The organism is Kutzneria kofuensis, from assembly GCF_014203355.1.
Lineage (GTDB): Bacteria > Actinomycetota > Actinomycetes > Mycobacteriales > Pseudonocardiaceae > Kutzneria > Kutzneria kofuensis.
Window position 1 is genome coordinate 196750 of the sequence record NZ_JACHIR010000004.1, and the last position, 25443, is coordinate 222192.

The window sequence follows — 25443 nt, forward strand, 5'->3', positions numbered from 1 at the left end:
CTTCATCCGCCGGCACTTGTGGTCGTGGCCGGCCCGTCCGAGCCGGCCGGGTACTCCTGGAGCGGAACGAGGTTCTTCGACCAGGCCGACAGCACGGGGGTGAGGACTCGCCAAGCCTCCTCGGCCTCGTCACCGCGGATGGACAGGGCGGGATTCCCGGTCAACACGTCGAACAGGAGGCGGCCGTACGGCGGCAGGTCGGGTTGCGCCAGCCGCGCGCTCAACCGTAGTGGGGCGAACATGCGGGCGCGCGAGCCCGTCCCGGTCAGATCCAGGGTCAGGGTCTCCGGTTCGAGCCCGAACCGGAGCACGTTGGGCAGCGCCTCGCCGCTGTGTCCGAACGGCACATGGGGCACGTCACGGAAGCGCACGGCGACCTCCTTGCGCTCCTGCCCGAGCGCTTTGCCGCTGCGGAGCCGGAAGGTCGTTCCTGACCAGCGCCAGCTGTCCAGTTCCAGCTCGACCTCGGCGAAGGTCTCGGTGCGGCGGTCCGGGTCCACGCCCTGCTCGTCGACGTAGGCCGGAACCTCGCGGTCACCGATCCGGCCGGCGAGATAGCGGGCGCGGCGCGTGCGGCGCAGGACATCCTCGCCGGTGAGGGGCCGCACCGAGCGCAACACATCGATCTTCCGGTCACGCAGGTCGCGCTCGCCGAGGCTGATCGGGGGCTCCATCGCCACCAGGCACAGCAGTTGCAGCAGGTGGTTCTGCAGCATGTCCTTGAGCGCGCCGGTGTTGTCGTAGTAGCCCGCCCGACCCTCGAGCGTGAGCCGCTCGTCCCAGACGATCTCCACCTCGGCGATGTGCGCGCTGTTCCAGAGCGGCTCGAGCACGCGGTTGGCCAGCCGGCTGCCGAGCACGTTCTCGACGGTGGCCATGGCCAGGAAGTGGTCGACCCGGAACACGGCCTCCTCGGGCACGAGATCGGCGAGCAGCCGGTTCAGCTCCACCGCGCTGTCCAGGTCCTCCCCGAACGGCTTCTCCAGGACGATTCGGCTCCCTGCTGGCAGGCCCGCGCGGTGCAGCGTGGAGATCGCCCGCGGGAACAGGGCGGGGGGAAGGGCGAGGTAGACGGCAAGGGGCCCGTCTCCGGCGATGACGGACGCGACGTCCGCGGCGTCGGTGACATCGGCCCGCTGAAAACCGGCCGAAGCGGCGACCGCTTTCCTGGCTTCGGCGGGCCAAGCGTCGCCGTGCCGGTCGAGTTGCGCGGCGGCCCAGGAGCGGAACTGTTCGCTGTCCCGGTCGCTGCGGTCGGCGCCGGTCAACCGGAACCGGGCGGGGAGGTGACCGGCCGCCTGGAGTGCGGCCAGCCCCGGCAGCAGGTAGCGCGCGGTGAGGTCCCCCGTGCCACCGAACACGGCGAGCCGCTCGATCATCGTGTGGCCTCCGCTTTCGCCCGTGCGACGTTCACCCCGGCGGCGATGACGCCGATGTGGCTGAACGCCTGGGGGAAGTTGCCCATGAACTGGCCGGTGGACGGGTCGATCTGCTCCGAGAGCAGTCCCAGCGGGCTCGCCCGGGCGCACAGCGAGGTGTAGAGCTCCTCGGCCGCTTCGACCCTGCCCTGGCTGGCCAGGTTGTCCACCAGCCAGAAGCTGCAGAGCAGGAACGCCCCCTCGTCACCGGGTAGGCCGTCGGCCGACTGGTCGTGCAGATAGCGGTAGAGCAGGCCGTCCCCGGCCGACAGCCGTTTGGCGACGGCCGCCGTGGTGGCGACCATTCGCGGATGGTCGGCCGGGACGACCCGGCGCACGGGCAGCGCGAGCAGGCTGGCGTCCACGCCCCCGCTGCCGTCGAGGTGTTCGTGAAACGTCTGGTCGTCCTCGTTCCAGGACTGGTCCAGGATGAGGCGGCGCAGGTGCTCGGCCGATGCCCGCCAGGACGCGCTCGGTCCCGGCCGGCCGAGCCGCTCGCAGATGGCCGCGGCGCGGTCCAGGGCCACCTGGCACATTCCGGCCGAGTACGTGAACACGCGGCCTTCGCTGCGGACCTCCCAGATGCCCTGGTCGGGCTGTCGCCACGCCTTGCCCGCGGCATCCGCGAGGCCGGTGAGCTCGGCCCAGAGCGCGGGTTCCAGCTCCCCGCCGGCGCGCAGCCACTGGTCGGCGCAGTCCAGAACCTCGCCGTAGAGGTCGTGCTGGCGCTGGTCGGCCGCTCCGTTGCCCCACCTCACCGGGGCGGACCGGCGATAGCCCTCCAGTCCGGCGTCCTGGACCTCGTCCGGCACCGGGCTGCCATCGAGGTCGTACATGATCCGCGGCGCTCGGCTGTGCTCGAAGGCGTCGAGGACCCAGCCGAGGAAGGCGCCCGCTTCGCCGCCGAAGCCGATCCGACGCATCGCGTACACGGTGTAGGCCGCGTCGCGGATCCAGACGTAGCGGTAGTCCCAGTTACGCACTCCGCCGAGCGGGGCGGGCAGCGAGGACGTCGGTGCGGCGACCAGCGACCCATTCACCCAGTCGTCGCACAGCTTCAGGGTGATCGCGGACCGCCGGACCAGCGGTTCTTCGAGACCGTGATAGCGGAAATGCGTCATCCACCGACGCCACGCGTCGGCGGTGTCCCGTAACGTCGTCTCGGCGTCGAACCGGTGGTGGCGGTGAAAGCGGCCCCACGACAGCACCAGATCGAGGCGATCACCCCGGTGGAGTTCATGGGTGCTGGTCAGTCCGGTCAAGGGGCGGTTCGACCGTAGGTGCAGGCGCAGGTCGGGCCGGCCGGGCAGGCGTAGTTCCAGCCCGCTGAACCGTGGCCCAACCTGCGCGCCGCCGCGTGGTCGCAGATCCACCCGCAGCCGGACATCCCCGTCCAGGACAACCGCGGAACGCACGAGCTCGGCCCGCTGCGCGGGCGTGTCATCGGTGAGATCCGCACCCGAACGCAGGGCCAGCGCGTCGGCAACCTGGACCCGGCCCGTGGCGGTCGCCAACTCGGTCGTCAACACCGCCGTGTCCGGCTCGTACCGTTGGCGGGCCTCGACCACGTCCTCCGGCGCCACGGTGAAATGCCCGCCTCTCGCGTGATCCAGCAAGCCGGCGAACAGCGGCTCGGAGTCGAACCGGGGAAGACACAGCCACGGGATGGAGCCGTCGAGGCCGACGAGCGCCACCGTCGTGCCGTCGCCGATGAGCCCGAAATCCTCCAGTGGCAGGTAGCCGTCGGGCCGCCGCACCCGCCGCAGCGGTGGATCAGGATCGAACATTGGTCATCTCCGTCGGTGAAGTCACGGCCCGGCCCCTAGAAGGTGACCAGTACCTTGATGACGTCCTCGAGCTTCTTGTCGGAGACCTCGAAGGCCCGCTCCATCTCGTCGAACGGGAAGCGGTGCGTCGTCATATGGGTGGGATCGACCCGATCGGTCTCCAGCAGCCGCAGCAGGCGTTCCATGCGCAGCCGGCCGCCGGGGCACAGTCCCGTCGCGATCGTCTTGTCGGCCATTCCGACACCCCATTCGACCCGGGGAATCCGCACGAACTCGCCTTCCCCGAAGTAGCCGATGTTGGAGATCGTGCCGCCCGGTTTGGTGATCTTCACGGCGGTCTGGAACGTGGCGTCCGCACCGAGCGCCTCGATCGCGGTGTCCACGCCCTCCCCCTGAGTCAGGTCGAGCATTCGCTCGATGACGTCCTCACTGGTGAAGTCCACGATCTCGTCGGCACCGTAGGCACGCGCGAGGCTCTGCCGCCGCGGGACCGACTCCACCCCGATCACGATTCCGGCGCCGCGTAGTCGGGCGCCGACTGTCGCCATCAACCCCACCGGCCCCTGGGCGAGCACGGCGACCGTCCCACCGATCGGGATGTCCCCCTTCTCCGCCCCCATGAACCCGGTGGAGAACATGTCGGCGCAGTACACCGCCGACTCGTCGGAAATGCCGTCCGGAATCCTCGCCAGGTTCGCGTCGGCGTCGTTCACGTGGAAGTACTCGGCGAACACGCCGTCCTTGGAGTTCGCGAACTTGAAGCCGCCGAGCGGCCCGCCGGACTGTGACGGGTAGCCGTTCTGGGAGGCCGGACTTCCCCAGTCGGGGGTGATGGCGCCGACCAGGACCCGGTCGCCCTGGCGGAAGTCCTTCACGTCGCTGCCCACGTCGTGCACCACGCCGACCGCTTCGTGGCCGAGCGTCAGGTTCTCCCGGGGTCCTATCCCCCCTCGCACGGTGTGGGAATCGGAGGTGCAGATCAAGGCGCTGGTCGTGCGTACGACAGCGTCGTCCGGACCCGGTCGCGGTATGGGCTTGTCCGCGAAGCCGACCTGCCCGATCTCCTTCATCACAAAGGCTTTCATCCCGTCACCACTCCCTGGCTCAGGCTCGTCACACGTTCCCGGGATCGCGTGTACCCCTCGGGTTTACCGCGAAGCGCTTCCGTAACGGTCATTCGCGTCACTGGCGCCTGTTCGCCACCACCGGGTTCGCCCGTGTGACGTATCTGTTCGTGTGACGCGACCTGGCCAGCGCGGCTGCCCGCCGCCGCAACGCGCGGGGTACCCAGCGGCCGGCGCGTAGGGCATGGAGTCACGTGGAGGTATGTGATGCGCAAGGCGGTTTCGCCGGAATCGACGCGGGTGCCGGTCGCCGGCTTCGCCACCTACGCCGAGGCCGAGCGGGCGGTGGACTCGTTGTCGGACCAGAGTTTTCCCGTGCAGCACACCACGATCTCCGGGGTGGGGCTGCGCTTGGTGGAGGATGTGCTCGGCCGGTTGACCTATCTGAGGGCGGCCGGCATGGGGGCGGCGTCCGGGCTGTGGTTCGGGTTGCTGTTCGGCGTGTTCCTGGCGCTGTTCACGGCCGACGCCGTGGCGTGGTTCGCGGTGATCCTGTGGGCCCTGTTGTGGGGCGTGGTGGCCGGAGCGGTCTTCGGGCTGATCTGGCACGCCCTCTCGGCTGGTCGGCGGGACTTCGTCTCGACCCGCCAGTTGCTCGCCGACCGCTACGAGATTCTGGTCGACCGCGCACATGCCGACCAGGCCCGCCAGTTGCTGAACAACGGCCGGCGTGGTCCCGCGTGACGGCAGGCGCGGCCCGGTCGAGTAGCCGGCCACGACACCGCGTGGCATCGACGCCACCGATATGAGCCGGCCTCGCCTACGGTCGCATTCCGTTCCGGGGCCGCATGGTTGGCCTCTTATCCGGATGCCGAGCCGTCGGCAAGCTTGGCGGTTGGGTCCACCAGGTTCCAGACCGCATCACCGCCGCGTCGCGCAGAAATCGACCGGAGACCCCGCGGCAGAACCACATCGTTCGAGGAGGGGCACTCGCGGTGGTGATCGTCGCCCACCGAGTTGCGCACCCCTTCCGGCACCACGAAACGCGCTTCACGACTATTCCGAGAAGGAGACGAACACTGATGAGGCGTTCCCTCGCGGCCCTCGTTGCAGCGGGCATCGCGGCTCTCTCACTGGTCACCGGCGCCGCTGCCGCATCCGCGGCCCCGCAGTCGACGGCGAGCGTGCAGAAGTCCTTCACCTTCGTGATCGACCAGCTCGCCACCCGCGGCCCCAACGGCGCGGCCGACCAGTACATCCAGATCAAGAACCTCAGCCAGGTCCCGCAGGACCTGAGCAACTTCCGGCTCGTCGTCGCGCCCAGCCAGGCGCAGCGGTTCACCGCGGCAGTGATCCCGCAGAACACCGTCCTGCAGCCGGGCCAGGTGTGGGTGATCGCCAACCCGCAGGGCTACAGCGGTCCGGTGGTCGACCAGTTCTTCTCCGGCATCGTTCCGCTGACCGACCGGATGGGCGTCGCGCTGCTGTCCCCGAGCAACGTCATGGTCGACGCGGTGGCCACCGTCACGACCTCGCCGTTCATGATGGGCGCCCCGGCGTCCCCGCTGACCACCAACCAGCCGCTCGCCCTCGTGCGGTTCAGCAACACCGACAACAACGCCGTCGACTTCCACGTCGCGCCGCGGACCCCGGGTCTGCCCGGCCCGGACGCCTGATCCGACCGGGAATCGACGGCACGTCCACACCACTGGCCGGAGGACCTAGGACTCGCCGGCCGGGCATGAGTTGACACGAACACGATGGGCCTACCGGGACTCGATGTCCCGGTAGGCCCATCGTCGCTTCGAGGTCACGGACGGATTTCCCCGTTTGCGCCCGGCCGCGCCGCCGGCTGGCTACGATCTTCGCCAACCGGTGGAGGCGCACGAACCATGAGCATTGCTGACGAACTGGCGAAGCTGGACGCGTTGCGGCGCTCCGGCGCACTGTCGGACGACGAGTTCGACGCGGCGAAGCGACGCCTGCTGGCGCCGGGATCGCCGGCCGGGCCGAACTCGCTCGGCCGGGCCGCCAACCGCTACGTCAGCTATCAGATGATCGCCGGCGTCGTCGGACTGGTCGTCTTCCTCGTCTTCGTGTTCGCGGTTCTCGTGCCGATGTTCACGAAGGTGACCGACAGAACCGGGCCCGTGGTCCCCGGCGACAACCAGGTGCGGATCACGCAGTTCCCCTGACCCGGGCGAAACCCGTGCCGCCCCGATCGAGGCGGCACGGGCCGGCCGGTGGCCTACAGCTCGTAGAAGTTGCTGTAGTGGTCGGGCGTGAACCAGACCTCACCGTTGTCCATGTCGACCACGATCCGGGCCGCGTCCCGGTGCGCGCCGCAGGTCCGCGGGTAGACGTCGAACTCCTGGAAGGAATCACCGCCGGGCAGCTGGCCGTCGTTGTTGTAGTACGTGCCGCCCGCGTAGCTGCACTGGCCGTTCGGCCAGTCGTACCAGCCACGCTGGCCGGGGTAGCCCATGGACTGCCACGTCGAGTTGGCCGAGGCCGCCGCGGAACAACCCGAGATGGTGCAGGAGTTGTGCACGGTCGCGTTGGCCGCCGGTGTCGTCACCAGGGCCAGGCCGAACATCGTCGCCAGTGCGGTCAGGGTCAGGGTGACGCGCTTCGTCCAGGTAAGACGCACGAAATCTCCTCATCGGCGAGTACTGCGTTGACAATCAGGCGCCGTCGCGATCGCGTCGGCACAGGGCAGGGGTCAGCCGATACCGACCACGGATTCGGCGGTCGTCCAGTCGGTGGCGATGGCGTTCTGCGCGTCGACCAGGTCGACCCGGCCGTCGCACACGGCCTTCTTCAGGGCGTTCTCGACCGAGTCCTTGTTGTACGAGGTCCGGGCGCCGTAGCGCGGCTCGGGCCACAGGTTGCTCGGGTCACGCGGCGCGCCGCCGAGTTCCAGCGGGATCAGGTGGTCTTCCTCGTAGTCCGCGGTGCTGGTGTCGGAGTAGCCGTACTCGGCGATCTGCTGCACCTTCAGGGGGTTGGTGTAGGACGTGGGCGGCCGGACCGTGCCCGTCCAGCCCGACACGCAGATCGTCTGGTCGATGGTGCCCTGGGTGACGTCGGGGTTGGTGGCGCCGGGCGTGCAGGACGGGTCCGGCAGCGGCAGGTACGACGTCGAGCAGGACGCGGCCGCGGCGAGCGGAACCGACGGCGACGCTCCGGCGGGCGCCGCGGCGAGCACAGCCGTGGCGCCGATGCCGACCAGAATGGTCAGAGCCAGTCGAGCATGCGGGGCAGGGCGGGACATTCGAGGGCTCCTCGTGGTGACGATGTCGCTTCTACGGACGACCGCGCGGCAGCAGGGAAATCGCGGCGGTCGAAACGGACCGTAAACACGTTCCGGCGCGAGCGGAACCGGTCGAAATTTGACAGGGCACGACCGTTCTGTGAATCCGAAGATCCGGATTGGCCGCTATGTCGGCTCTCGCGGGCGTGACCGCGCACGGGTTCGATTTCCGTTCAACGCCCGTTTCGTATCGCGTCCCGTGTCAGCGCCGGCTCGTTCAGCCGACGGCCGAGACGTCGCGCGGGGAGACAATGATCACGTGACCTGGTGGGCCTAGCACCACCATGTCGACGGGCCCCAGAACCAGTGCCCGACCGGCCGTGCCGCAGCAGGATCGACGCGGAGAGAACAGCCGAGGGGGCCACGTCGATGTCAGTGATCACACGACCAGAACCGACCACCACTCCGGCCGGCAGCCGGTGGTGGCGCCGATGGCCACGCGTCACGTCCGGCGGCCGGCGCCGATGGCCGCTCGTCACGTTGGCCGTGGTGAGCGTCGCGACGCTGGGATACATGTTGTCGGCATATGTGCCGCCCGAGATGAGCACCAGCCGGGTTCCGTTGCAGAGCAGCACCCACTACGTGTTGCTGGTGGGGCACATCTTCACCGCGACGGTGGCCACGCTCGCGGGTTTGGCTCAGTTCTGGCCGTCGTTGCGGAGTCGTCATCCGCGCGTGCACCGCTGGACCGGGCGCGCCTACATCTTCCTCGGCGTGTTCCCGTCCTCGGTGCTGGCGATCCCGGTGGCCGTGCTGACGCCGTTCGGTGTGTCGAACCAGGCCGTCCTGCTGATGGTCGACGCGGCATGGATCGTCACCGCCGTGGCCGGCTACCGAGCGGCCCGGCAACGCCGGTTCGCCGACCATCGACGGTGGATGATCCGCAACTACGCGCTGACGTTCTCCTCGCTGGTCGCCCGATTCTTCAACCCGGTGCTGGCGCTGATCATCGTGCCGCAGGCGACCGGGCCGGCCTACCGGGGCGACGGCCTCGCGATCGTGCACGACATCGCCACCGGCAGCATCGTGGTCGGCGTGGTGCTGACGGTAGTGGCCGCCGAGTGGTACATCCAGCGCCGCTACGGAGTCCCGCCCCGTCGGCCGAGGGATGCCGAGTCCGGTGTGGCTCCGTCCGGCTTCTGACCGGAGGCCGCACTTTGTCCGGTGCGCGCCGTTGCACCCCTTGAGTGTCAGCCGATCAGGTGGGCTCTTGCCCCGGAAACCGAGCAGCGCTACAGAGAATCCATGAGACATGAACCTGCTGCCGTTCTGCTCACGGTGACCGTCGCCATGCTGGGTGTCGTGGGCACGGCGATGGCCGACTCCGCACCACCCGCCCACCCGGCGTACACCTCGGCCGATTTCGAGAACTACCGACCGAACGCCAAGGCCGTGACCTACGCCCCCGGCCTCGTTCCGGTGGGATCGACCGCCACCGTGTTCGCCACCCCCACCCCGAACGGCTCGACCACCGTGGTCCTGTACGTCGAAGGCCTGCTGGCCAACCACCAGTACGGGGCGCACGTCCACCAGAAGCACTGCGGCGCTGCCCCGGAGGACGCGGGCGCGCACTACCAGAACATTCCGGACCCGGTGCAACCGTCGGTCAATCCCGCCTACGCCAACTCGCAGAACGAGATCTGGCTGGACTTCACCACCGACCGGCACGGGAACGCCTGGACCGTTTCCAGCGTGAACTGGCAGTTCACGGAACGGCACGCGGGCTCCGTGGTGATCCATGCCGAGCACACGCACACGGATCCCGGGCACGCCGGCACGGCGGGTGCCCGGCTGGGATGTGTCAGCGTCGACTTCTGACGGGCAAAGCCGCCGAGCCCGAGGGTCGTTCAGCCGACGGAGGCGGCGACCGGGTGCGACGTCAGGCACCGCTCGGTGCTCTCGGTGTGTTCGGCGGTGAGCAGTGCGGCGGCGATGCCGGCCCGGGTGGTGACGCCGAACTTGGCGCGAATGCTGGCGATGTGGTGTTCGACGGTGCGCGGGCTCAGGTAGAGCTTGCCGGCGATCTGCCGGCTGGTGAGCCCTTGCGTGACCCAGTGGGCGATCTCGGTTTCACGGCGGGTGAGGGCGGCCGCGCCCAGGGCGTTGCGGGGGTTGCGCTGCCCGCTGACGCCCAGGGGAACCCGGCGGCCGAGCTTGCGGAGCTCGCGGACGGCGCGGTGGTGCAGGCCGGTGGCGTCGCACTGGGTGAACAGGGCGTGCGCCTGCTCCAGTTCGCGCAGTGCCTCGGCGCGGGAACCGGTGCGCGCCATGGCGATGCCGGCCAGCAGCCGGGCGGAGCCCTCATCCAGGGGATCGCCGATCTGCCGGAAGGCGGTGGCGGCCGCGTGAGCGGCGCCGGCCGCGCCAACGGTGTCACCGGTGGCGTGCCGGACGCGGGCACGGGCGAGTTGCGCGAAGGCCGTGCTGCCGGCCAGACCGAGGTGGGCGGCGGCTTCGGCGCGGGCGGCCCATTGGTCGGCTTCCGACACGTGGTCGAGGGCCAGGGCCGCGGTGGTGAGGACGTCGAACCAGCCGGGGCGCGCCGGCTCGGGGATCATCGGGAGCTCCGCGCCGCCACCGGCGTCGACCAGGGTGGCCACGCAGCCCTGGGGGTCGCCGGCCATCAGGCGGGCGTGGGCGAGGAACGCCGCGGCCAGCACCGACAGCCAGTCATCGGCCGGTCCGGCCAGCTGGCACGCTTCCTCGCCCAGGAGCACGGCCTGGTCGGAATCGCCGGTGAAGGTCGCGATACGGCAACGCATGGCGAGCGTGGCCGCACGCAGCGCCGGGCTGTGCACCAGTTGTCCCGACTCACGCGCTTCGGCGACGGTGTCGGCGGCCTCCCGCAACTGTCCTTGCCACCGCAGCGTGGTGTCGAGGCCGACGAGGAGATAGGTCACGAGGTGGTGTTGACCCGTTGCGCGGCACAGGGAAAGTCCTCGCTCGAGATGGCGCCGGGCCGCGTTGTAGCGTTCCAGGCACTGTTCGGCCCAGCCCAGCCAGACCACGGTGTCCAGCTGCCGGGCCAGTTCGCCGTCGGTGAGCCCGTCGACGAGCTCGGCCGCCCGGTCGCAGTTGCGCTGTGCGGCCGGAATGTCGGCCACGACGTAGTCGGCGAGGGCCAGGACACCCGTCCCGCCGGCCGACACGAGGCGGTCGCCGGTGCCGCCGACGGCACGACGGGCGGCACTGGCCCAGGTCCGGGTCTGGGCGAAATCCCCGGACAGCAGGCTGGCGGTGGCGAGCTTCAGCTTCAACGCGGTGACCCTGCCGTCCCGTTCGGCGGCGCCGTCATGGTCGTGCTCGGGCAACCGGCGCAGTTCGGCGAGGAGCAAGCCGCCGGCTTCGGTGTGCCGGCCCAGGAGGTGTTCGATGGTGGCGCAGAACCCCACGGCACGCACCCGCTGGTCCACCGCGTCGCGCGGCAGCAGCCGCACCACCTCGTGCAGGACGTCACGGGCCTGCTCCAGGCGGCCGCTCATGCCCAAGAAAGTTGCCATGTCGGCCAGCAACTCCAACCGGCGCTCATCGTCTTCGCCCTTGTCCGGCAACAGGTCCAGGGCGAGCGACAACCAGTGCGCCGCATTCGCGGGCGCCCGCGCGGCGGTCATTCGCGCGGCGTCGACCAGCACGGCGATCGCTCGCTCGTCGCCGGTCCGCGCGCACCGTTCCACGTGGTGTGCCCGCAGGAGCACCGAGGCCCCCCGCTCCTCCAACGCCTCCCAGGCTCGGGCGTGCGCCTGGATCAGCCAGGCGCCGCCGCCGCTGGCGTACGCGGCCGCACGCATCATCGGCAGCCAGTAACCGAACCGGCCCCTCCCCTTCGGCCGGATGAGATCACGGGCCACCAACTCGTCCACCGCGTGGTCGGTGTCCTGTTGGCTCATCCCGGCGATCGCGGCGAGCACATCGGGCTCGAACAGGTCACCGGCCACCGCCGCCGCCTGGGCGACCACCCGAACGCCGTCCGGTAGGTCGGCCAACTCGGCCTGCATGCTCGCCCGGACGACGGCGGGCACATCCCGCACCGACACCACCGCGTCGCCCGACCGGGCCCCGCCCGACGCCCCGGCCAGCAGTGTGGTCCGGAGCTGGTCCTCGGGAACCTGTGCCAGCGCCGCCACATAGAACGGGCACCCTCCACTGGCCTCGTGCAGGACCTGGCACCGCCGGGTGCTGACCTCGGGACCGAGGAACTCGGCCACCGCGTCGACGTCCAGCGGACCGAGTTCGACCCGGCCGGCCCTCCCCTGTCGCGCCGCCTGAGCCAGCACCGCGGTCAACCGGCCGGGGGCCAGGCTGGGACGGTATGCCACCGCGAGCACCAAAGGTCTCCGCGGCGGGTGACGCACCAGATACCCCAGCAACTCCAGCGAGGCTTCGTCGCCCCAGTGCAGATCGTCCAGCATCAACACCAGCCCACGCCCGGGCGCCAGCTGCTCCAACAACGCGCCGACCCTCAGGCGCAGCCGCAACGGCTCGAGCGGGTCGAGCGACGCGATGTGATCCCCGAGTGCGTCACCCAACACGCCGAACCGGCTGCCTCGATCCGGTTCGGACGCCTGGCCGGTCAGCACCGTCCACCCGTCGCGGACCGCTGCCGCACCCAACTCGCCCAACAACCGCGACTTGCCGATACCCGACTCGCCAACGACCTCCGCCACCCGAGTGGCGTCCCCGTCCGCGGCGTCCACGAGAATCCTTTTCAGGTAACCCAATTCGCGCTGCCTTCCGACCAAAGGACCGACGCCGCTCGCCACTTCCGCACGGACTCGCATGCCACCTCCCGCAGTTCCCCCGTCACGACAACTCCGTGTCCCGCTCACATGGCGACCCTCGAGTCCCGAACGCCCGCACGAGCGAGGGCGACGATTCGGGCCCGCTCGGTGGTCAATTCCGCGGACGGCGCTGATCACGGCGGGCCGCCATGGCACGACACCGAGTTTTCGCCACCACGGCGGCACACGGGAGAGGTTCTCCGTATTCCCGCCGACGACGGGTCGGGATACAGTCCGCCAGCAGGGAGAACGAGCCCCATGAGGCGCGGTTCCCCGGCGGCGTCGGGGGTTCGACGAGGGCCCGGCCGGTGTGCGCTGACGGGCCGTTCCCGCCGATCACGGATCCGGGCGGGCGGGATAGTGCCGCCACGGCCTGAGTTGGTTGCCGGGGAATGGCGTGTAACCCGTCAGCCGGTCACGGAGATCAGCCACGGTGGCGGCGAGAGTGAGGTCGTGATGTCGAATCCACGTGTCGTTGTAGATGGTGTCGAGATAGCGATCGCCGCCGTCGGGCGCCACGGCAACGACATTGTTGCCAGGACCCAGTCGTCGGGCAACCGCCAGTGCGACGAAGACGGCGGCGCCGGACGAGCCGCCGAGCAGCATGCCTTCCTTGCTCGCCAGTAGCCGGCACGTGCTGAATGCTTCCGTGTCACCGCACCAGTAGGCCTCGTCGACGGTTGCGGGATCGAAATTGCCCGGGGTGAACGCGGAACCGAGGCCGACCAGAAGGTGCTGGCCCATGGGGCCGCCGATCGCGGCGGAGCCCCGGCCGTCCACCGCCACCATCCGGCAGTCGGGGCGGGTTTGCTTGACCCGTCGACCTATTCCGGTGATCTGCCCGCAACTGCTGGTGGTGCACACGACGGCGTCGACGTCGCCGTCGAGGTCGTCGATGATCTCCGAGGCGGTCGCGCTGTGCGCGGACGGGTTTTCCGGGTTGTCCCACTGATTGGGCACGTACGCGCCCTCGACGGTCCGGCCGACCGTCTCGGCCGCCTGGATCCGCGGGATCTGGAACTTGCCGTGTTCGTCGGCCCGCTCGACGAGCACGGGGTCGGCGCCGTAGGCGGCGATGGTCCGCACGCTCAGCGCCGGTGTGCGAGGGTCGACCATGATCCGCACCTGGATGCCGAGCGCGGAGCCGATCATCGCCAATGCGATGCCCAAGTTGCCCGACGTGGCTTCGACGATGCTGCCGTCCTCGGTGAGGGCCCCCGAACGCAGCGCCGCGCGGATCATGGCCGAGGCCGGCCGCGCCTTGACGCTTCCGCCCGGGTTGAGGCATTCGAGCTTGACCCACACCGCCGCGTCGGCCGGCCCGGCGAGCCGCTGGAGACGCACCATCGGCGTGTTGCCGATGGCGTCGAGGATGGTGTCGTAACGCATGGGCCTCCTTCCGTGTCACAAGCGGTTTCGAGGTGGAAACGCCGCGCGGGAGCGCAATACGCCGATCAGAGTGGCGCAGGCGACCCCATGGCCGACGAGCAACAGCCACGGCAGCCACGGCATGTCCAGGCGCGAACCCAGATCCGCGACGTAGCCGACGACGGTGTTGCCGATCGCGGAGGCCAACCCGGCGACCATGGCGTAGGCGCCGAGATACGTGCCGGTCAGCGTGCCGCGGCCGAACGTCGCGGTGAGATCCAGGACGAACGGTTGCGCCACGACCACGCCGAGGGTCAACACGATCGTCGCCAGTATCGCCGGGGAGATGGCCGGCAAGGACAGCAGCACGGCCGCCATCCCGCCGTCACGGCGGTCGGTGGCGGTCGGCTGCAGGGACGCGGTGACGGCGAGCGGCACGAAGGCCAGGCCGCACAACGCCAGTCCGACGCCGATGGCCGTCGGCGGCTCCCAGTGCCGTTGGCACCAGTTGGTGACACGGACCTGCAGGCCGAGGGTGACAAGGGTGGACGCGACGAACAGCACCGCGACCGTACTGTCCACTCCGGACACTCGACTGGCCTCGAGCGGCAGCACCAGGTAGAGCTGGCTGTACAACACGAACAGGCCGGATGTGGCGCAGATGAAGAGCAGGAAGCGCCGATCGGCGCTCATCTCCCGCCAGTCCACCAGCACCGACCGCGCCGCCGGCCGCGGTGCGCGAGTGGGCAGCGCGACGACCTGGGCGATGGTCAGCGCGGCGAAGACGGCGGCCGCCGTGATCGCGACGGCGGGGAATTCCACGGCGAGCAGCACCCCGCCCAGCAGCGGGCCGAGCAACGTGCCGGCCTCACCGGCGACGTTGAGCAACGCGAACGCCCGCAGTCGCTGGTCGCCGGACTCGTGCGCCAGGTAGGCCCGGGCGGCCGGGCTGAACAGCGCCCCCGCGACACCGGCCAGTAGTGTGGCGGCGAACAGCCCGGGCAGGCTGTCGAGGAACGCGAACGCCGCGAAGCCGACGGCCCGGAGCGCACAACCGGTGATGATCACCGGCCGGCAGCCGAAGCGATCCGCCGCCGATCCGCCGAACAGCGTCAGCCCCTGCTGACTGAGGCTGCGGACGCCGATGACGGCCCCGATGACACCGGTCGGCAGCTGCAGGTTCTCCCGCAGATGCGTTGCCAGGTACGGCATCAGGAGAAAGAAGCCGAGGTTGACGCCGAACTGGTTCAGCAGCAGCAACTGCACGGTGCGAGACAGCGATCGGACGGACCGGATCGCGCTCAGCACCGTCCCGCCTCGCCGTGCTCCGGTCGGGCGAGCGGATCCACCACCCGAAGGCACCGCGTCCAGCAGGTGACGTCCCGGGCCGAGGGGTCGGGAATCTCGTCCGGCTGGGCGGCCGGTGGCGCGTCGAGCAGTCCGTGCCGCCGGCAGTACCCGTCGTTGTAGATCGTGTCGAAATACCGCATCGGGCCGTCCGGGAAGATCGCCACCACCCGCAGGTCCGGCGGCTGCGTCCGGGCGATCCAGCCCGCGACGAGGGCCACCGCGCCCACACTCCAGCCGCCGCAGACGTACCGAGCCCTGGCCAGCTGCCGGCACGACCACACCGCCTCGGCCGGCGCCACCCAGTGCACCTCGTCGAAGCTGGCGTAGTCCACGTTGCGTGGATGGACACTCGACCCGAGACCGCGCATCAGGCGGCCCCAGGCCGGCTGGCCGAAGATCGTCGACCCCACCGCGTCCACACCGACCAGCCGCAGATGCGGGAAGTACGTGCGCAGCACCCGCGTCACGCCGGCGGAATGACCGCCCGTGCCGACCGAACACACCAGCACGTCGATCCGGCCGAGCTGGGCCACGAGCTCCAGGGCCAGAGGCGCGTACCCCGCGGCGTGGTCGGGATTGTCGTACTGGTCGGGGTGGTACGCGCCCGGGCACGCGGCCAGTAGTTCCCGCACCCGGTCGCACCGGGCCCGCTGCCATCCGCCGACCGGGCAGGGCTCGCGAACCACCTCCACCCGCACCCCGAGAGCGCACAGCATGCGCCGAACGATCGGCTCCATGCCGGCATCCGTCACGACCGTCACCGGGTGGCCGAAGGCGATTCCGGCCAACCCCAGGCCAAGGCCGAACGAACCGCTGCTCGACTCGATGATCATCGAGCCCGGGGCGAGGTCACCACGCTCACGGGCGCGGGCGACCATGTGCAGGGCGGGACGGTCCTTCATCCCACCGGGATTGACCCCCTCCAGCTTGGCCCAGAACCCTCGCTTGTCCGACGCGAACGGGGTGTCGATCCACAGTACCGGCGTGTTTCCCACGGTCGACGCGAGATCCGCGCAACGGGCCACCCCCGGTGGACATCCCGACACACCGTTCAACGTCCGAAACCCTTGCCGGGCAAGCACAACAGCGCCTGTCCAGCAGTGGACACTGTCATGACCATGGCACACCCTTTCCGCACGCGCACACGTAAACTTCCCCGGCGGCGGGTCCCCCTGGCGCCCGCCGCCGGGATGAGACCACAACTGGATACGTGTCAGCTTGTCCCGCACCAGCACGGAGTTTTCGCGAACGCGCCGTCCGTGTGGAGAAGTTTCCCGTATCCCTGCCTGACGACAGTGGGGGATACAGGCGATGAACAGCGAGAACGGCTCGAGAAAGGCACAGGGCTTCGCGACCGCGCTGCGGCGGCTGCGGCACGCACAGGGACTGTCACTGTCCCAGTTGTCCGCGCTCACCCATTACAGCCGGGGCTACCTGAGCAATGTGGAGAACGGCCACAAGCCGGCGACGACCGACCTCGCCCGCCGATTGGACGATGTGCTGCAGGCCAAAGGGGCGCTGGCCGGCCTGGTGGCGCCGGCCGAGGACACGCCCCCGTGCCCGTACCTGGGCCTGGCGGCGTTCGGCCCCGACGACGCCCGGTGGTTCTTCGGCCGGGCGCGCAGCACGGCGGCCCTGATCAGCCGGGTCACCGAGTGCGTGGACCGTGATCAGCCGCTGATCGTGTTCGGCGCCTCCGGGGTGGGCAAGTCCTCGCTGTTGTCCGCCGGCCTGATTCCCGCGCTGGCCGCCGGCGCCCTGCCGGCGGCGGGTTCGGCCGGCTGGCCGGTGCTGGCGATGACCCCGACCGCGCACCCGACGGCCGCGCTGGCCGAGCACGCGGCCCCGCTGCTGGGAATACCCGCCGAGAAACTCCGCGACGAGATCCGGGCCGGGCGGTGGGGTTCGACGCTGCGGATGACGCTCGGGCCCGGCGAGGGCCGCCTCGTGCTGATCGTCGACCAGTTCGAGGAGGTCTTCACACTCTGCGAGACCGACAGCGAGCACCGGGCGTTCATCGCGGCGCTGTGTGACGCGTCCCGTCCCGGCGACGGCGGTCAGCGGGCCGCCGCGCTGGTCGTCGTCGGCGTCCGGGCCGACTTCTACAGCCATTGCCTGACCCACGCCGAGCTGCTCGGCGCGGTGCAGGACAACCAGTTCGCCGTCACGGCGATGAACCGGGACGAACTCGTCGAGGCGATCAGCGCTCCCGCGCGGGCCGCCAAGCTCGACCTCGAACCCGGCCTGGTCGAGATCCTGCTGCGCGACCTGGGCATCGAGCACGGCGCCGACCAGGAACACGCCACCTACGAGTCGCGCGTCCTGCCGTTGCTGTCCCACGCGCTGCTGGCCACCTGGCAGCAGCGGGAGGGCAATCGCCTGACGGTGGCCGGCTACCAGCTCACCGGCGGTATCCACGGTGCGGTCGCCACCACCGCCGAACGCGTCTACACCAGCCTGGACGCCACCGCGCGGCGGGAAGCCCGCCACCTGCTGCTGCGTCTGGTGCGGGTCGGCGAGGACAGCGAGCACAGCGGCCGCCGCGTCGAACGTGACCGGCTGTTGAGCCAGTCGTCGAACCAGGTCGCCTCCGCCGTCGCCATGGAAGCGCTCGTCGCGGCCCGGCTGCTCACCCTGGACCGCGATTCCGTGGAGATCACCCACGAAGCCCTGCTGCGGGCCTGGCCGAGACTGCGCGGCTGGATCGACAACGACCGCGCCTGGCTGCTCAGCCGCCAGCGGCTCATCGACGCCGCCGAGGCCTGGGACCGGGAAGGCCGGCATCCGGCCACCCTCTACCGGGGCCCCCGCCTCGCCGCCGTGCGCGAGTCGGTGCAGGAGGCCGGGTCCGGCGCCGGCGTGACCCCACTGGCTCGGCAGTTCCTCGACGCCTCGATCCAACTGGAGCAGGACGAACAGCGGGCCGCCCGCCACCACACCCACCGCCTTCGCCGACTCGTCGCCGGTCTCACCGTCCTGTTCATTCTCGCGACCGCGGCGACCATGTACGCGATACGCGCCCGGGAAGACGCGGTGGAGCAACGGAATCTGGCCATCTCCGGCAAGGTGGCCAGCGAGGCGACCGGCCTGCGGGCCGCCAACCCCGCTCTCGGCGGGCAGCTCAGCCTGGCCGCCTATCGCCTCATGCCCACGGCGGAAACCAGGAGCAGCCTGCTGAGTTCCTGGGCCGCGCCACGGGCCACGGTCGTCACGAGCGGAGCGGATCTCACCGACGCGCTCGCCCTCAGCCCGGACGGTCGAACACTCACCACGACCACGCGCAGCGGCTTCAGCTTGTGGGATATCAGCGACTCGTGGCAGCCGAGCCCCCTGGCCGCGACGAGAGACGTGACCAGGAGGACCGATGACATCGTCGGCTCGGCGGCCTTCAGCCCGGCCGGAAACCTGCTGGCCACCGGCAGCACGGACGGGACGGTTCGACTCTGGGACGTGGCGGACCGGCACGAGCCGCGCGACCTCAGCACCATTCCCAGCCACACGGATGCGGTGGGGTCGATAGCGTTCGCGCCGACCGGAGCCGTGCTGGCCACCGTGGACCGCGACCGCGAGGTTCAGCTGTGGGATCTCAGCGATCCGCAACAACCCAGGGCCTTGGGCCGGACGAGCGGGCACACCGGCGCCCGCGCGGTCGCCTTCAGTCCACGAGGCGATACGGTGGCTACCGTCGGCCACGACCGGACGGTCCGGCTGTGGGACGTGGCGGACCGGTCCGCTCCTCGGCTCGTCGGATCTCTCGCCGGGGACGGGCAACTCGGCGTCGAATTCAGTTCGGACGGACGGCTGCTGGTCACCGCCGGCCAGGACCGCACCGTCCGGCTCTGGGATGTGACGGATCCACGTCAGGCCGGCCTGGCCGCCACTGTGCCGGGACCGGACGGCACGGTCGGGGCTGTGGCGCTGAGCGCGGACGGCCACATGCTCGCCACGGCGGGCGACGATCGCATGATCCGGCTGTGGGATGTGACCGATCCGCACCAGCCCGGTTCCGTCGCGGTGCTGACCGGCCACACCGACGCGGTCACATCACTGGTGTTCAGCCGGGACGGCCGTACCCTGGCCTCGGCCAGTGCCGACAACACGGCTCGGCTGTGGGAGGTCACCGGTCCCGCCCTGGCCGACCACGCCGGCGCCGTCTACGCCGTCGCGTTCAGCCCGGACGGGCGGGTGCTGGCCACTACGGGGGACGATCGGTCGCTACGCCTGCGGGACGTCTCGGATCCGCGCCGGCCGACCCTGCTGTCCGCGACGCCGACCGGCCACTCCCACACGGTGCGCTCGTTGGCCTACAGCCCCAACGGCCGGCTGTTGGCCACCGCGAGCTGGGACAGGACCGTCCGCCTGTGGGACGTGGGCGATCCGCGCCGGCCGAGCCTGTCGGCGACTGTGTCCGGCCACGAGGGCAAGATCCGCTGGGTGGCGTTCAGCCCGGACGGCCAGATCCTGGCCACCGCGAGCGACGACCACACCGTCCGGCTCTGGGACGTCAGGAACGCACGCGCGCCGGCGCTGCTGAGCACGGTGACAGGGCACACCGAGACGGTTCGTGTCGTGGCGTTCAGCCCCGACGGCCATCTGCTGGCCACCGCGAGCTGGGACCGGACCGCCCGCCTGTGGGACGTCAGGAACCCGCGCAAGCCGACGCTGGTCGGCACGGTCGGCGGCCTGGACCAACCGGTGCGATCCATCGTGTTCTCCCCGAACGGGGACATGGTCGCCACGGCGACGTGGGACGGCGTGATCCGGCTCTGGGACGTCACCGACCCGCGGCAGCCCCGGTCGCTGCCGTCCCTGACCGGACACAGCGGCATGGTCTTCGGCACCGCCTTCAGCCCGGACGGCGACACCCTCGTCTCCACCGGCGTCGACGGGACCGTCCGGCTGTGGGACGTCGCCGATCCCGAGCATCCCAGCGCGACGGCCGTCCTGTCGCCCGAGCACCTCACCGCGGTGTTCGCCGTGGCGTTCAGCCCGGACGGCCACACCATCGCCACGGTCGCCCACGACCACACGACCCGACTGTGGGAGACCGACGCCGACCTGGTGGCCGAGCACATCTGCGACGTCACGCGGAACCCTGTCTCGATCTCCGAGTGGGATCGCTACTTCGGCGACACTCCCTACAACCCACCCTGCGCCTAGGTGACGTGCCGGCCCCCTGTCGGGCCGGCCACACACCGGTACCGGTGTAGGTAACTTCGCGGATGTTCCGTCACGCGGTCCGACGCACGCTTGTCGCGTTCCTTTCCGCCCCCTGCGCGGATCTGCCGACTTCTGGTTCAGGGAGCTCACGTGGCGGGCAAGTCTGTCGAGACCTTGACAGCCGATCTGGCCGAACCTTCCACCATCCGGTGCGGCGCCGACGCCGAGGGGATCCTCGCGGAGGTGCTGGCCGACGTCGTGCGTGTCGAGCGCGTGCCGGTCGACAGCCACTTCTTCGACGATCTGGGCGCCGACTCGTTGGTGATGGCCCATTTCTGCGCCCGGGTGAGGAAGCGGGCGGACGTGCCGTCGGTGTCGATGAAGGACGTCTACCAACATCCCACGATCGCCAGCCTGGCAGCGGCGCTCGCGCCCCCGGGCGACACGCTCGTCGAGCCGGCCCAGCCACCCGTCGAGGTGGGGCCGCCGGCAAGCACGCGGCAGTACGTCCTCTGCGGAACGCTGCAGGTTCTGCTCCTGCTCGGGTACGTCTGTCTCGTCGCGCTCGGCCTCGACCAAGCCATCCAGTGGGTTGCGGCCAGCGGAAACCTGCTCGCCGACTACCTGCGCACGGTGGTGGTCGGAGGCGTGACCTTCCTCGCCGCGTGCACCCTCCCGATCGCGGCGAAATGGGTGCTGGTCGGCCGGTGGAAGCGCCGGCGGATCCGCGTCTGGAGCCTGGACTACGTCCGGTTCTGGCTGGTCAAGACCCTGGTCACGCTGAACCCGGTGGTTCTGTTCGCCGGTTCGCCGCTCTACGTGCTCTACCTGAGGGCACTGGGTGCGCGGGTCGGCCGCGGCGCCGTGGTCTTCTCGCGGCACGCGCCCGTGTGCACCGACCTGCTCACCATCGGCGACGGCACGATCATCCGCAAGGACACCTACCTCACCGGGTACCGAGCCCACGCCGGCTGGATCGAGACGGGCGCGGTCACCGTCGGGCGGGACGCGTTCGTCGGTGAGAAGGCGGTGCTCGACATCGAGACCTCGATCGGCGACGGGGCCCAGCTCGGCCATGTCTCCTCACTCCACACGGGACAGCACATACCCCACGGCCAGCGCTGGCACGGCTCCCCCGCGCAGCCGACCGAAGCGAACTACCAGACAGCCGCACCGGCCGACTGTGGCATCGGGAGAAGGGCCGTCTACACCGCGGTGCAACTGGCGAGCCTGCTGTTGCTGTACCTGCCGCTGATGCTGAGCGCCACGGACCTGCTGTTCGGAGAGGTCCCGGGGCTCGCGACACTGTTCGACTCGGATTCGACGGCCTTCGCGAGCTGGTCGTTCGTGGGCGTCGTGTTGGTGACATCCCTGGTGCTCTTCTTCGGTTCCGTGCTCCTCGGCCTCCTCCTCGTGGTCACCCTTCCCCGCCTGCTCAATCTCGTCATCGAGCCGGACAAGGTCTATCGCCTGTACGGATTCCGCTACGCCGCCCACCGGGCGATCGCGGGCCTGACCAACCGGAAGTTCTTCGTCGAGCTCCTCGGCGACAGCTCCTACATCGTCGGCTACCTGCGCTGCCTCGGGTATCGGCTCGCGCCGGTCGTGCAGACCGGAGCGAACTTCGGCAAGCAGGTCAAGCACGAGACCCCCTACCTGGTCTCCGTCGGCAGCGGCACGGTGGTCGCCGACGGATTGTCGATCGCCAATGCCGACTACTCCAGCACGTCGTTCCGCGTGTCCGAAGCGTCGATCGGCCGGAACAACTTCCTCGGGAACGACATCGTCTATCCCGCGCGGGGCCGGACCGGCGACAACTGCCTGCTCGCGACCAAGGTCCTCGTCCCGCTCGACGGGGAGATCCGCGAGGATGTCGGACTTCTGGGCTCGCCCAGCTTCGAGATCCCCCGCACGGTCGAGCGGGACAGCAGGTTCCAGCACATGGCGAGCGGGGACGAACTGCCCGGCCGCCTGGCGGCCAAGAACAAGCACAATGCCCTCACCATCGCGTGGTTCCTGCTGTCGCGGTGGGGCTATGCCTTCGTGATCACCCTGACCGGTTTCTGGGCCGCGGACCTGCGGGGCTCGTGGGGCGGCCTGGCGATCGCGTCGTTCGCCGTCTTCTCCCTGGTGTTCGGCGTGGTCTACTTCGCGCTGGTCGAACGCGCCGCCACGGGGTTCCGGGGCACACAGCCGTCGTACTGCTCGATCTACCAGCTCGACTGCTGGCGGCGGGAACGTTTCCTCAAGCTGACCGGGCACATGCACATGGCACTCAACGGAACCCCGCTGAAGAACGTGGCCTGGCGGCTGCTGGGTGTCCGACTCGGCCGGAGGCTGCTCGACGACGGCTGCACCATGGCGGAGAAGGACATGGTGACGATCGGCGACGACTGCGCGCTCAACGTGGGAAGCTCGATCCAGTGCCACTCGCTGGAGGACTTCGCCTTCAAGGCCGACCGCATCACGATCGGGTCCGGCTGCACCATCGGGGTCGGCGCGCTTGTCCACTACGGCGTGACGATGGGTGACGGCGTGGTGCTCGCCCCCGACTCCTTCCTCATGAAGGGCGAGGAAGTCCCGCCCCATGCCCGGTGGGGCGGGAACCCGGCCCGTGAGATGCCCGACACCGCAACCGGTTCGCCGGCCCGCCGGAACGACGACCACAGCGCCGACGCCGCTCTGACCGGCGACAAGTAGCACCAGGGAGCGGAGGAGAAACTCGATGGACATGTCAGCGGAGTTCTGGCGCGGCATGCTCGGCGCCGGCGGATTCACCGCCATCCCGCGATGGACCCACGATCCGGCGCCCGGTGTCGCCGAGCATGACTCGGTTGTTCCCGACGACGTCACGGCGGCGGTGTGCCGGCTGGCGGACGAGTGGGCGGTGTCGTTGGACTCGGTGCTGTTGGCGGCGCACGCCAAGGTGTTGTCCGCGCTGTCCGGCGAACGCGAGGTCGCGACCGGCTACGTCGCCGCGGCCGGCAGCGGACCGCTGCCCTGTCGGCTGACGACCGAGCACGGCTCGTGGCGGGGCGTGGTGTGCGACGCCCATCTCGTCCAGTCGCAACTGCTGTCGCACAAGGACTTTCCCGTCGACGTACTCGGCCGCGAGTTGGGCATGACCGAGCCGCCGTTCGAGGTGGTGTTCGATCCGGCCGGCACCGACGGTGACCTTCCCGAGAAAGCCGTGCTGCGGGTGGGAATCTCGCAGCACGGCGGTCGGATCGAGCTGCGGCTTCGATACCGCACCGATGTGCTCGACGCCGACTGCGCCGCCAGGATCGCCGGCTACCACCACCGCGCACTCGCGCTCATCGTCGCCGATCCGGACGCCGAGCACCGCCGGCAGAGCCTGCTGTCCGGCCAGGAACTCCGCTTCCAACTCGACGGGCTCGCCGGACCTCGCCGGGAACTGCCGGACCGGCGGGTGCACGAGCTGTTCGAGCAGCGCGTGCGGATGCACCCGGACGCGATCGCGGCCGTGCACGGCGACCGGCAGTGGACCTACCGGGAGCTCAATTCCCGGGCCAACCAACTGGGACGGGCTCTGTTGGCGCGGGGCCTGCGCCGTGAGGGCGTCGTCGCGGTCGTCACCGAGCGAAACCTGGACTGGATGGCCGCCGTCATCGCGATCTTCAAGGCCGGCGGCGTGTACCTGCCCATCGAGCCGCATTTCCCGGCCAGTCGCATCGCGGCCGCGCTCTCCCTGGCCGAGTGCGGGCTCGTGCTGACCGAACACGGCAGCGCCACCACGCTCGACGCGGCCCTCGACACCCTGCCCGGCGTTGCGAAACTCCGGGTCGACACGGCGTACGAGGAGGGTCACGCCGACGGCGATCTCGGCGTCGGCGTCGAGCCGGACCAACTCGCCTACGTCCTGTTCACCTCGGGCTCCACCGGAGCGCCCAAGGGAGCGATGTGCGAGCACGCGGGCATGCTCAACCACATCTACGCCAAGATCGCCGACCTGGAGCTCGGTGAGGGGGAGGTGGTTCCCCAGACCGGACCGCAGTGCTTCGACATCTCGGTGTGGCAGCTGGTCGCCGCGCTCCTGGTCGGCGGGCGGACCCTGCTGGTCGAGCAGGAGGTGATCCTGGACGTCGAGCGATTCGTCGACACGATCGTCGACGGCCGGGCCGCCGTGCTCCAGGTCGTTCCGTCCTATCTGGACGTCGTGCTGTCCTATCTGGAGCAGCACCCCCGGGAACTGCCCGACCTGCACACGGTGTCGCCCACCGGGGACTTCCTGAAGATGGAGCTCGTGCATCGCTGGTTCGCCGCCCAGCCCGGGATCAAGCTGGTCAACACCTACGGGCTGACCGAGACCTCGGACGACGCCGTGCACGAGGTCATGGACCGGGCGCCGGACGGGGACCGGGTCCCACTCGGTCGCCCCATCGACAACGTCGGTGTCTACGTCGTCGACGAGCACCTGTCGCCGGTGCCGCTGGGCGCGCCCGGCGTGATCGTCTTCTCCGGGGTCTGCGTCGGCCGCGGCTATGTCAACGATCCCGAGCGCAGCAGCGCGGTCTTCATGGCCGACCCGCATCGCCCGGGCCGGCGCGTCTGCCGGAGCGGCGACTACGGCCGCTGGCGGCCGGACGGCAAGCTGGAGTTCCTCGGCCGCCGGGACAACCAGGTCAAGATCTCCGGTTTCCGGATCGAGATCGGCGAGGTCGAGAACGCCCTGTCGCGGGTGCCCGGCGTCCGTGACGGCGCGGTGGTGGTCGCCGGGCGGACGGACCGGAGCAAGCGCCTGGTTGCCTTCTACGCCGGGCCGCGGCCGCTGGCGGCCGACGTCCTGCGGGACCGGCTGGCGGAATCGCTGCCCGGGTACATGGTCCCGTCGGCCTTCCACTGGCGGGAGAACCTGCCGCTGACCCCCAACGGCAAGATCGACAGAACGACGCTGACGGCCCTCACCGGCAGTGACGGCACCGAGGGGGCGTACCAGGCGCCGAGCACGCGGGCCGAGCGGCGGCTGGCGGCCGCCTGGGCGGAGGTGCTCGGCGTGCGCGCCGACCAGATCGGCCGGCGGGACCACTTCTTCGACCGGGGAGGCACGTCGCTGTCCGCGGTCAAGCTGGCGATCGCCCTGGACCGCGCGGTGTCCCCGGCGGACCTCACCCGGCACCCGATCCTCGCCGACCTGGCCGAACTACTGGCTTCCTCCTGAACACCAACCTGCCGAGTTCCGCGAGG

General features: G+C 70.2%; 17 protein-coding genes. 8 read left to right on the forward strand and 9 right to left on the reverse strand.

Annotation, left to right across the window (positions count from 1 at the left end; translation table 11 throughout):
- Positions 1-2: 2 nt before the first annotated feature.
- From BJ998_RS45570 to BJ998_RS45580, 3 genes are read right to left on the reverse strand one after another with little or no spacing between them, the layout of a single operon-like run.
- Positions 3-1379, reverse strand: a complete 1377-nt coding sequence (locus tag BJ998_RS45570) for a glucose-6-phosphate dehydrogenase (protein WP_184870445.1) — start codon at positions 1377-1379, stop codon at positions 3-5.
- Complete coding sequence (locus BJ998_RS45575; protein WP_184870446.1) at positions 1376-3205, reverse strand: glycoside hydrolase family 15 protein; 1830 nt, start codon at positions 3203-3205, stop codon at positions 1376-1378. The genes BJ998_RS45570 and BJ998_RS45575 overlap by 4 nt, the downstream gene beginning before the upstream one ends.
- A gap of 35 nt (positions 3206-3240) precedes the next feature.
- On the reverse strand, positions 3241-4290 hold the full coding sequence (locus BJ998_RS45580; protein ID WP_184870447.1) for an NAD(P)-dependent alcohol dehydrogenase: 1050 nt from the start codon (positions 4288-4290) through the stop codon (positions 3241-3243).
- A 246-nt stretch (positions 4291-4536) separates the two neighbouring features.
- Here BJ998_RS45580 and BJ998_RS45585 point away from each other — a divergent pair, with 246 nt between their 5' ends.
- The 3 genes from BJ998_RS45585 to BJ998_RS45595 all read left to right on the forward strand — a co-directional run bounded on the left by BJ998_RS45585 (position 4537) and on the right by BJ998_RS45595 (position 6464).
- Complete coding sequence (locus BJ998_RS45585; protein ID WP_184870448.1) at positions 4537-5013, forward strand: YflT domain-containing protein; 477 nt, start codon at positions 4537-4539, stop codon at positions 5011-5013.
- Positions 5014-5351: 338 nt separating this feature from the next.
- Entirely contained in the window at positions 5352-5945 is a 594-nt protein-coding gene (locus BJ998_RS45590; protein ID WP_184870449.1) for a lamin tail domain-containing protein, read from the forward strand.
- A 216-nt stretch (positions 5946-6161) separates the two neighbouring features.
- Positions 6162-6464 carry an SHOCT domain-containing protein gene (locus BJ998_RS45595; protein ID WP_184870450.1) on the forward strand — a complete coding sequence of 101 codons (303 nt, stop codon included), beginning with the start codon at positions 6162-6164 and terminating at the stop codon, positions 6462-6464.
- 53 nt (positions 6465-6517) lie between these two features.
- Here the strand turns inward: BJ998_RS45595 and BJ998_RS45600 are convergent, their stop codons facing one another.
- A complete protein-coding gene (locus BJ998_RS45600) occupies positions 6518-6919 on the reverse strand; it encodes a ribonuclease domain-containing protein (RefSeq protein WP_312890702.1) in 402 nt (133 codons plus the stop codon).
- Between the two features lie 72 nt (positions 6920-6991).
- Complete coding sequence (locus tag BJ998_RS45605; protein ID WP_246490216.1) at positions 6992-7543, reverse strand: hypothetical protein; 552 nt, start codon at positions 7541-7543, stop codon at positions 6992-6994.
- 528 nt (positions 7544-8071) lie between these two features.
- On the opposite strand from BJ998_RS45605, the gene BJ998_RS45610 reads away from it, so the two are divergent.
- Both BJ998_RS45610 and BJ998_RS45615 read left to right on the forward strand, forming a co-directional pair.
- Positions 8072-8725, forward strand: a complete 654-nt coding sequence (locus BJ998_RS45610) for a DUF2306 domain-containing protein (protein WP_184870451.1) — start codon at positions 8072-8074, stop codon at positions 8723-8725.
- Positions 8726-8827: 102 nt separating this feature from the next.
- Entirely contained in the window at positions 8828-9400 is a 573-nt protein-coding gene (locus BJ998_RS45615; RefSeq protein ID WP_221339749.1) for a superoxide dismutase family protein, read from the forward strand.
- Positions 9401-9429: 29 nt separating this feature from the next.
- On the opposite strand, the gene BJ998_RS45620 is transcribed toward BJ998_RS45615, so the two are convergent.
- The 4 genes from BJ998_RS45620 to BJ998_RS45635 form a co-directional block, all read right to left on the reverse strand.
- Entirely contained in the window at positions 9430-12360 is a 2931-nt protein-coding gene (locus tag BJ998_RS45620) for a helix-turn-helix transcriptional regulator (protein WP_184870452.1), read from the reverse strand.
- A gap of 336 nt (positions 12361-12696) precedes the next feature.
- Entirely contained in the window at positions 12697-13749 is a 1053-nt protein-coding gene (locus BJ998_RS45625) for a PLP-dependent cysteine synthase family protein (RefSeq protein WP_184870453.1), read from the reverse strand.
- Between the two features lie 15 nt (positions 13750-13764).
- A complete protein-coding gene (locus BJ998_RS45630) occupies positions 13765-15036 on the reverse strand; it encodes an MFS transporter (protein ID WP_184870454.1) in 1272 nt (423 codons plus the stop codon).
- The gene (locus BJ998_RS45635) at positions 15030-16133 is read right to left on the reverse strand and encodes a PLP-dependent cysteine synthase family protein (RefSeq protein WP_221339750.1); all 1104 of its coding nucleotides are present in this window, start codon (positions 16131-16133) and stop codon (positions 15030-15032) included. Before BJ998_RS45635 ends, BJ998_RS45630 begins: the two co-directional genes overlap by 7 nt.
- Before the next feature lie 256 nt (positions 16134-16389).
- Between BJ998_RS45635 and BJ998_RS45640 the strand changes: the two genes are divergently transcribed.
- From BJ998_RS45640 to BJ998_RS45650, 3 genes are all read left to right on the forward strand, one after another.
- Complete coding sequence (locus tag BJ998_RS45640) at positions 16390-20238, forward strand: nSTAND1 domain-containing NTPase (RefSeq protein WP_184870456.1); 3849 nt, start codon at positions 16390-16392, stop codon at positions 20236-20238.
- A gap of 150 nt (positions 20239-20388) precedes the next feature.
- Positions 20389-22938, forward strand: coding sequence for a Pls/PosA family non-ribosomal peptide synthetase (locus BJ998_RS45645; protein ID WP_184870457.1), 2550 nt, complete (start codon positions 20389-20391; stop codon positions 22936-22938).
- A 25-nt stretch (positions 22939-22963) separates the two neighbouring features.
- Positions 22964-25417, forward strand: a complete 2454-nt coding sequence (locus BJ998_RS45650; protein WP_246490217.1) for a non-ribosomal peptide synthetase — start codon at positions 22964-22966, stop codon at positions 25415-25417.
- Positions 25418-25443: the final 26 nt, after the last annotated feature.

Excerpts from the sequence above, each read along its gene's own strand:
- BJ998_RS45570 (WP_184870445.1), bottom strand. The coding sequence starts at position 1,379 with ATGATCGAGCGGCTCGCCGTGTTCGGTGGCACGGGGGACCTCACCGCG.
- BJ998_RS45575 (WP_184870446.1), bottom strand. The coding sequence starts at position 3,205 with ATGTTCGATCCTGATCCACCGCTGCGGCGGGTGCGGCGGCCCGACGGC.
- BJ998_RS45580 (WP_184870447.1), bottom strand. The coding sequence starts at position 4,290 with ATGAAAGCCTTTGTGATGAAGGAGATCGGGCAGGTCGGCTTCGCGGAC.
- BJ998_RS45585 (WP_184870448.1), top strand. The coding sequence starts at position 4,537 with ATGCGCAAGGCGGTTTCGCCGGAATCGACGCGGGTGCCGGTCGCCGGC.
- BJ998_RS45590 (WP_184870449.1), top strand. The coding sequence starts at position 5,352 with ATGAGGCGTTCCCTCGCGGCCCTCGTTGCAGCGGGCATCGCGGCTCTC.
- BJ998_RS45595 (WP_184870450.1), top strand. The coding sequence starts at position 6,162 with ATGAGCATTGCTGACGAACTGGCGAAGCTGGACGCGTTGCGGCGCTCC.
- BJ998_RS45605 (WP_246490216.1), bottom strand. The coding sequence starts at position 7,543 with ATGTCCCGCCCTGCCCCGCATGCTCGACTGGCTCTGACCATTCTGGTC.
- BJ998_RS45615 (WP_221339749.1), top strand. The coding sequence starts at position 8,828 with ATGAGACATGAACCTGCTGCCGTTCTGCTCACGGTGACCGTCGCCATG.
- BJ998_RS45620 (WP_184870452.1), bottom strand. The coding sequence starts at position 12,360 with ATGCGAGTCCGTGCGGAAGTGGCGAGCGGCGTCGGTCCTTTGGTCGGA.
- BJ998_RS45625 (WP_184870453.1), bottom strand. The coding sequence starts at position 13,749 with ATGCGTTACGACACCATCCTCGACGCCATCGGCAACACGCCGATGGTG.
- BJ998_RS45640 (WP_184870456.1), top strand. The coding sequence starts at position 16,390 with ATGAACAGCGAGAACGGCTCGAGAAAGGCACAGGGCTTCGCGACCGCG.
- BJ998_RS45650 (WP_246490217.1), top strand. The coding sequence starts at position 22,964 with ATGGACATGTCAGCGGAGTTCTGGCGCGGCATGCTCGGCGCCGGCGGA.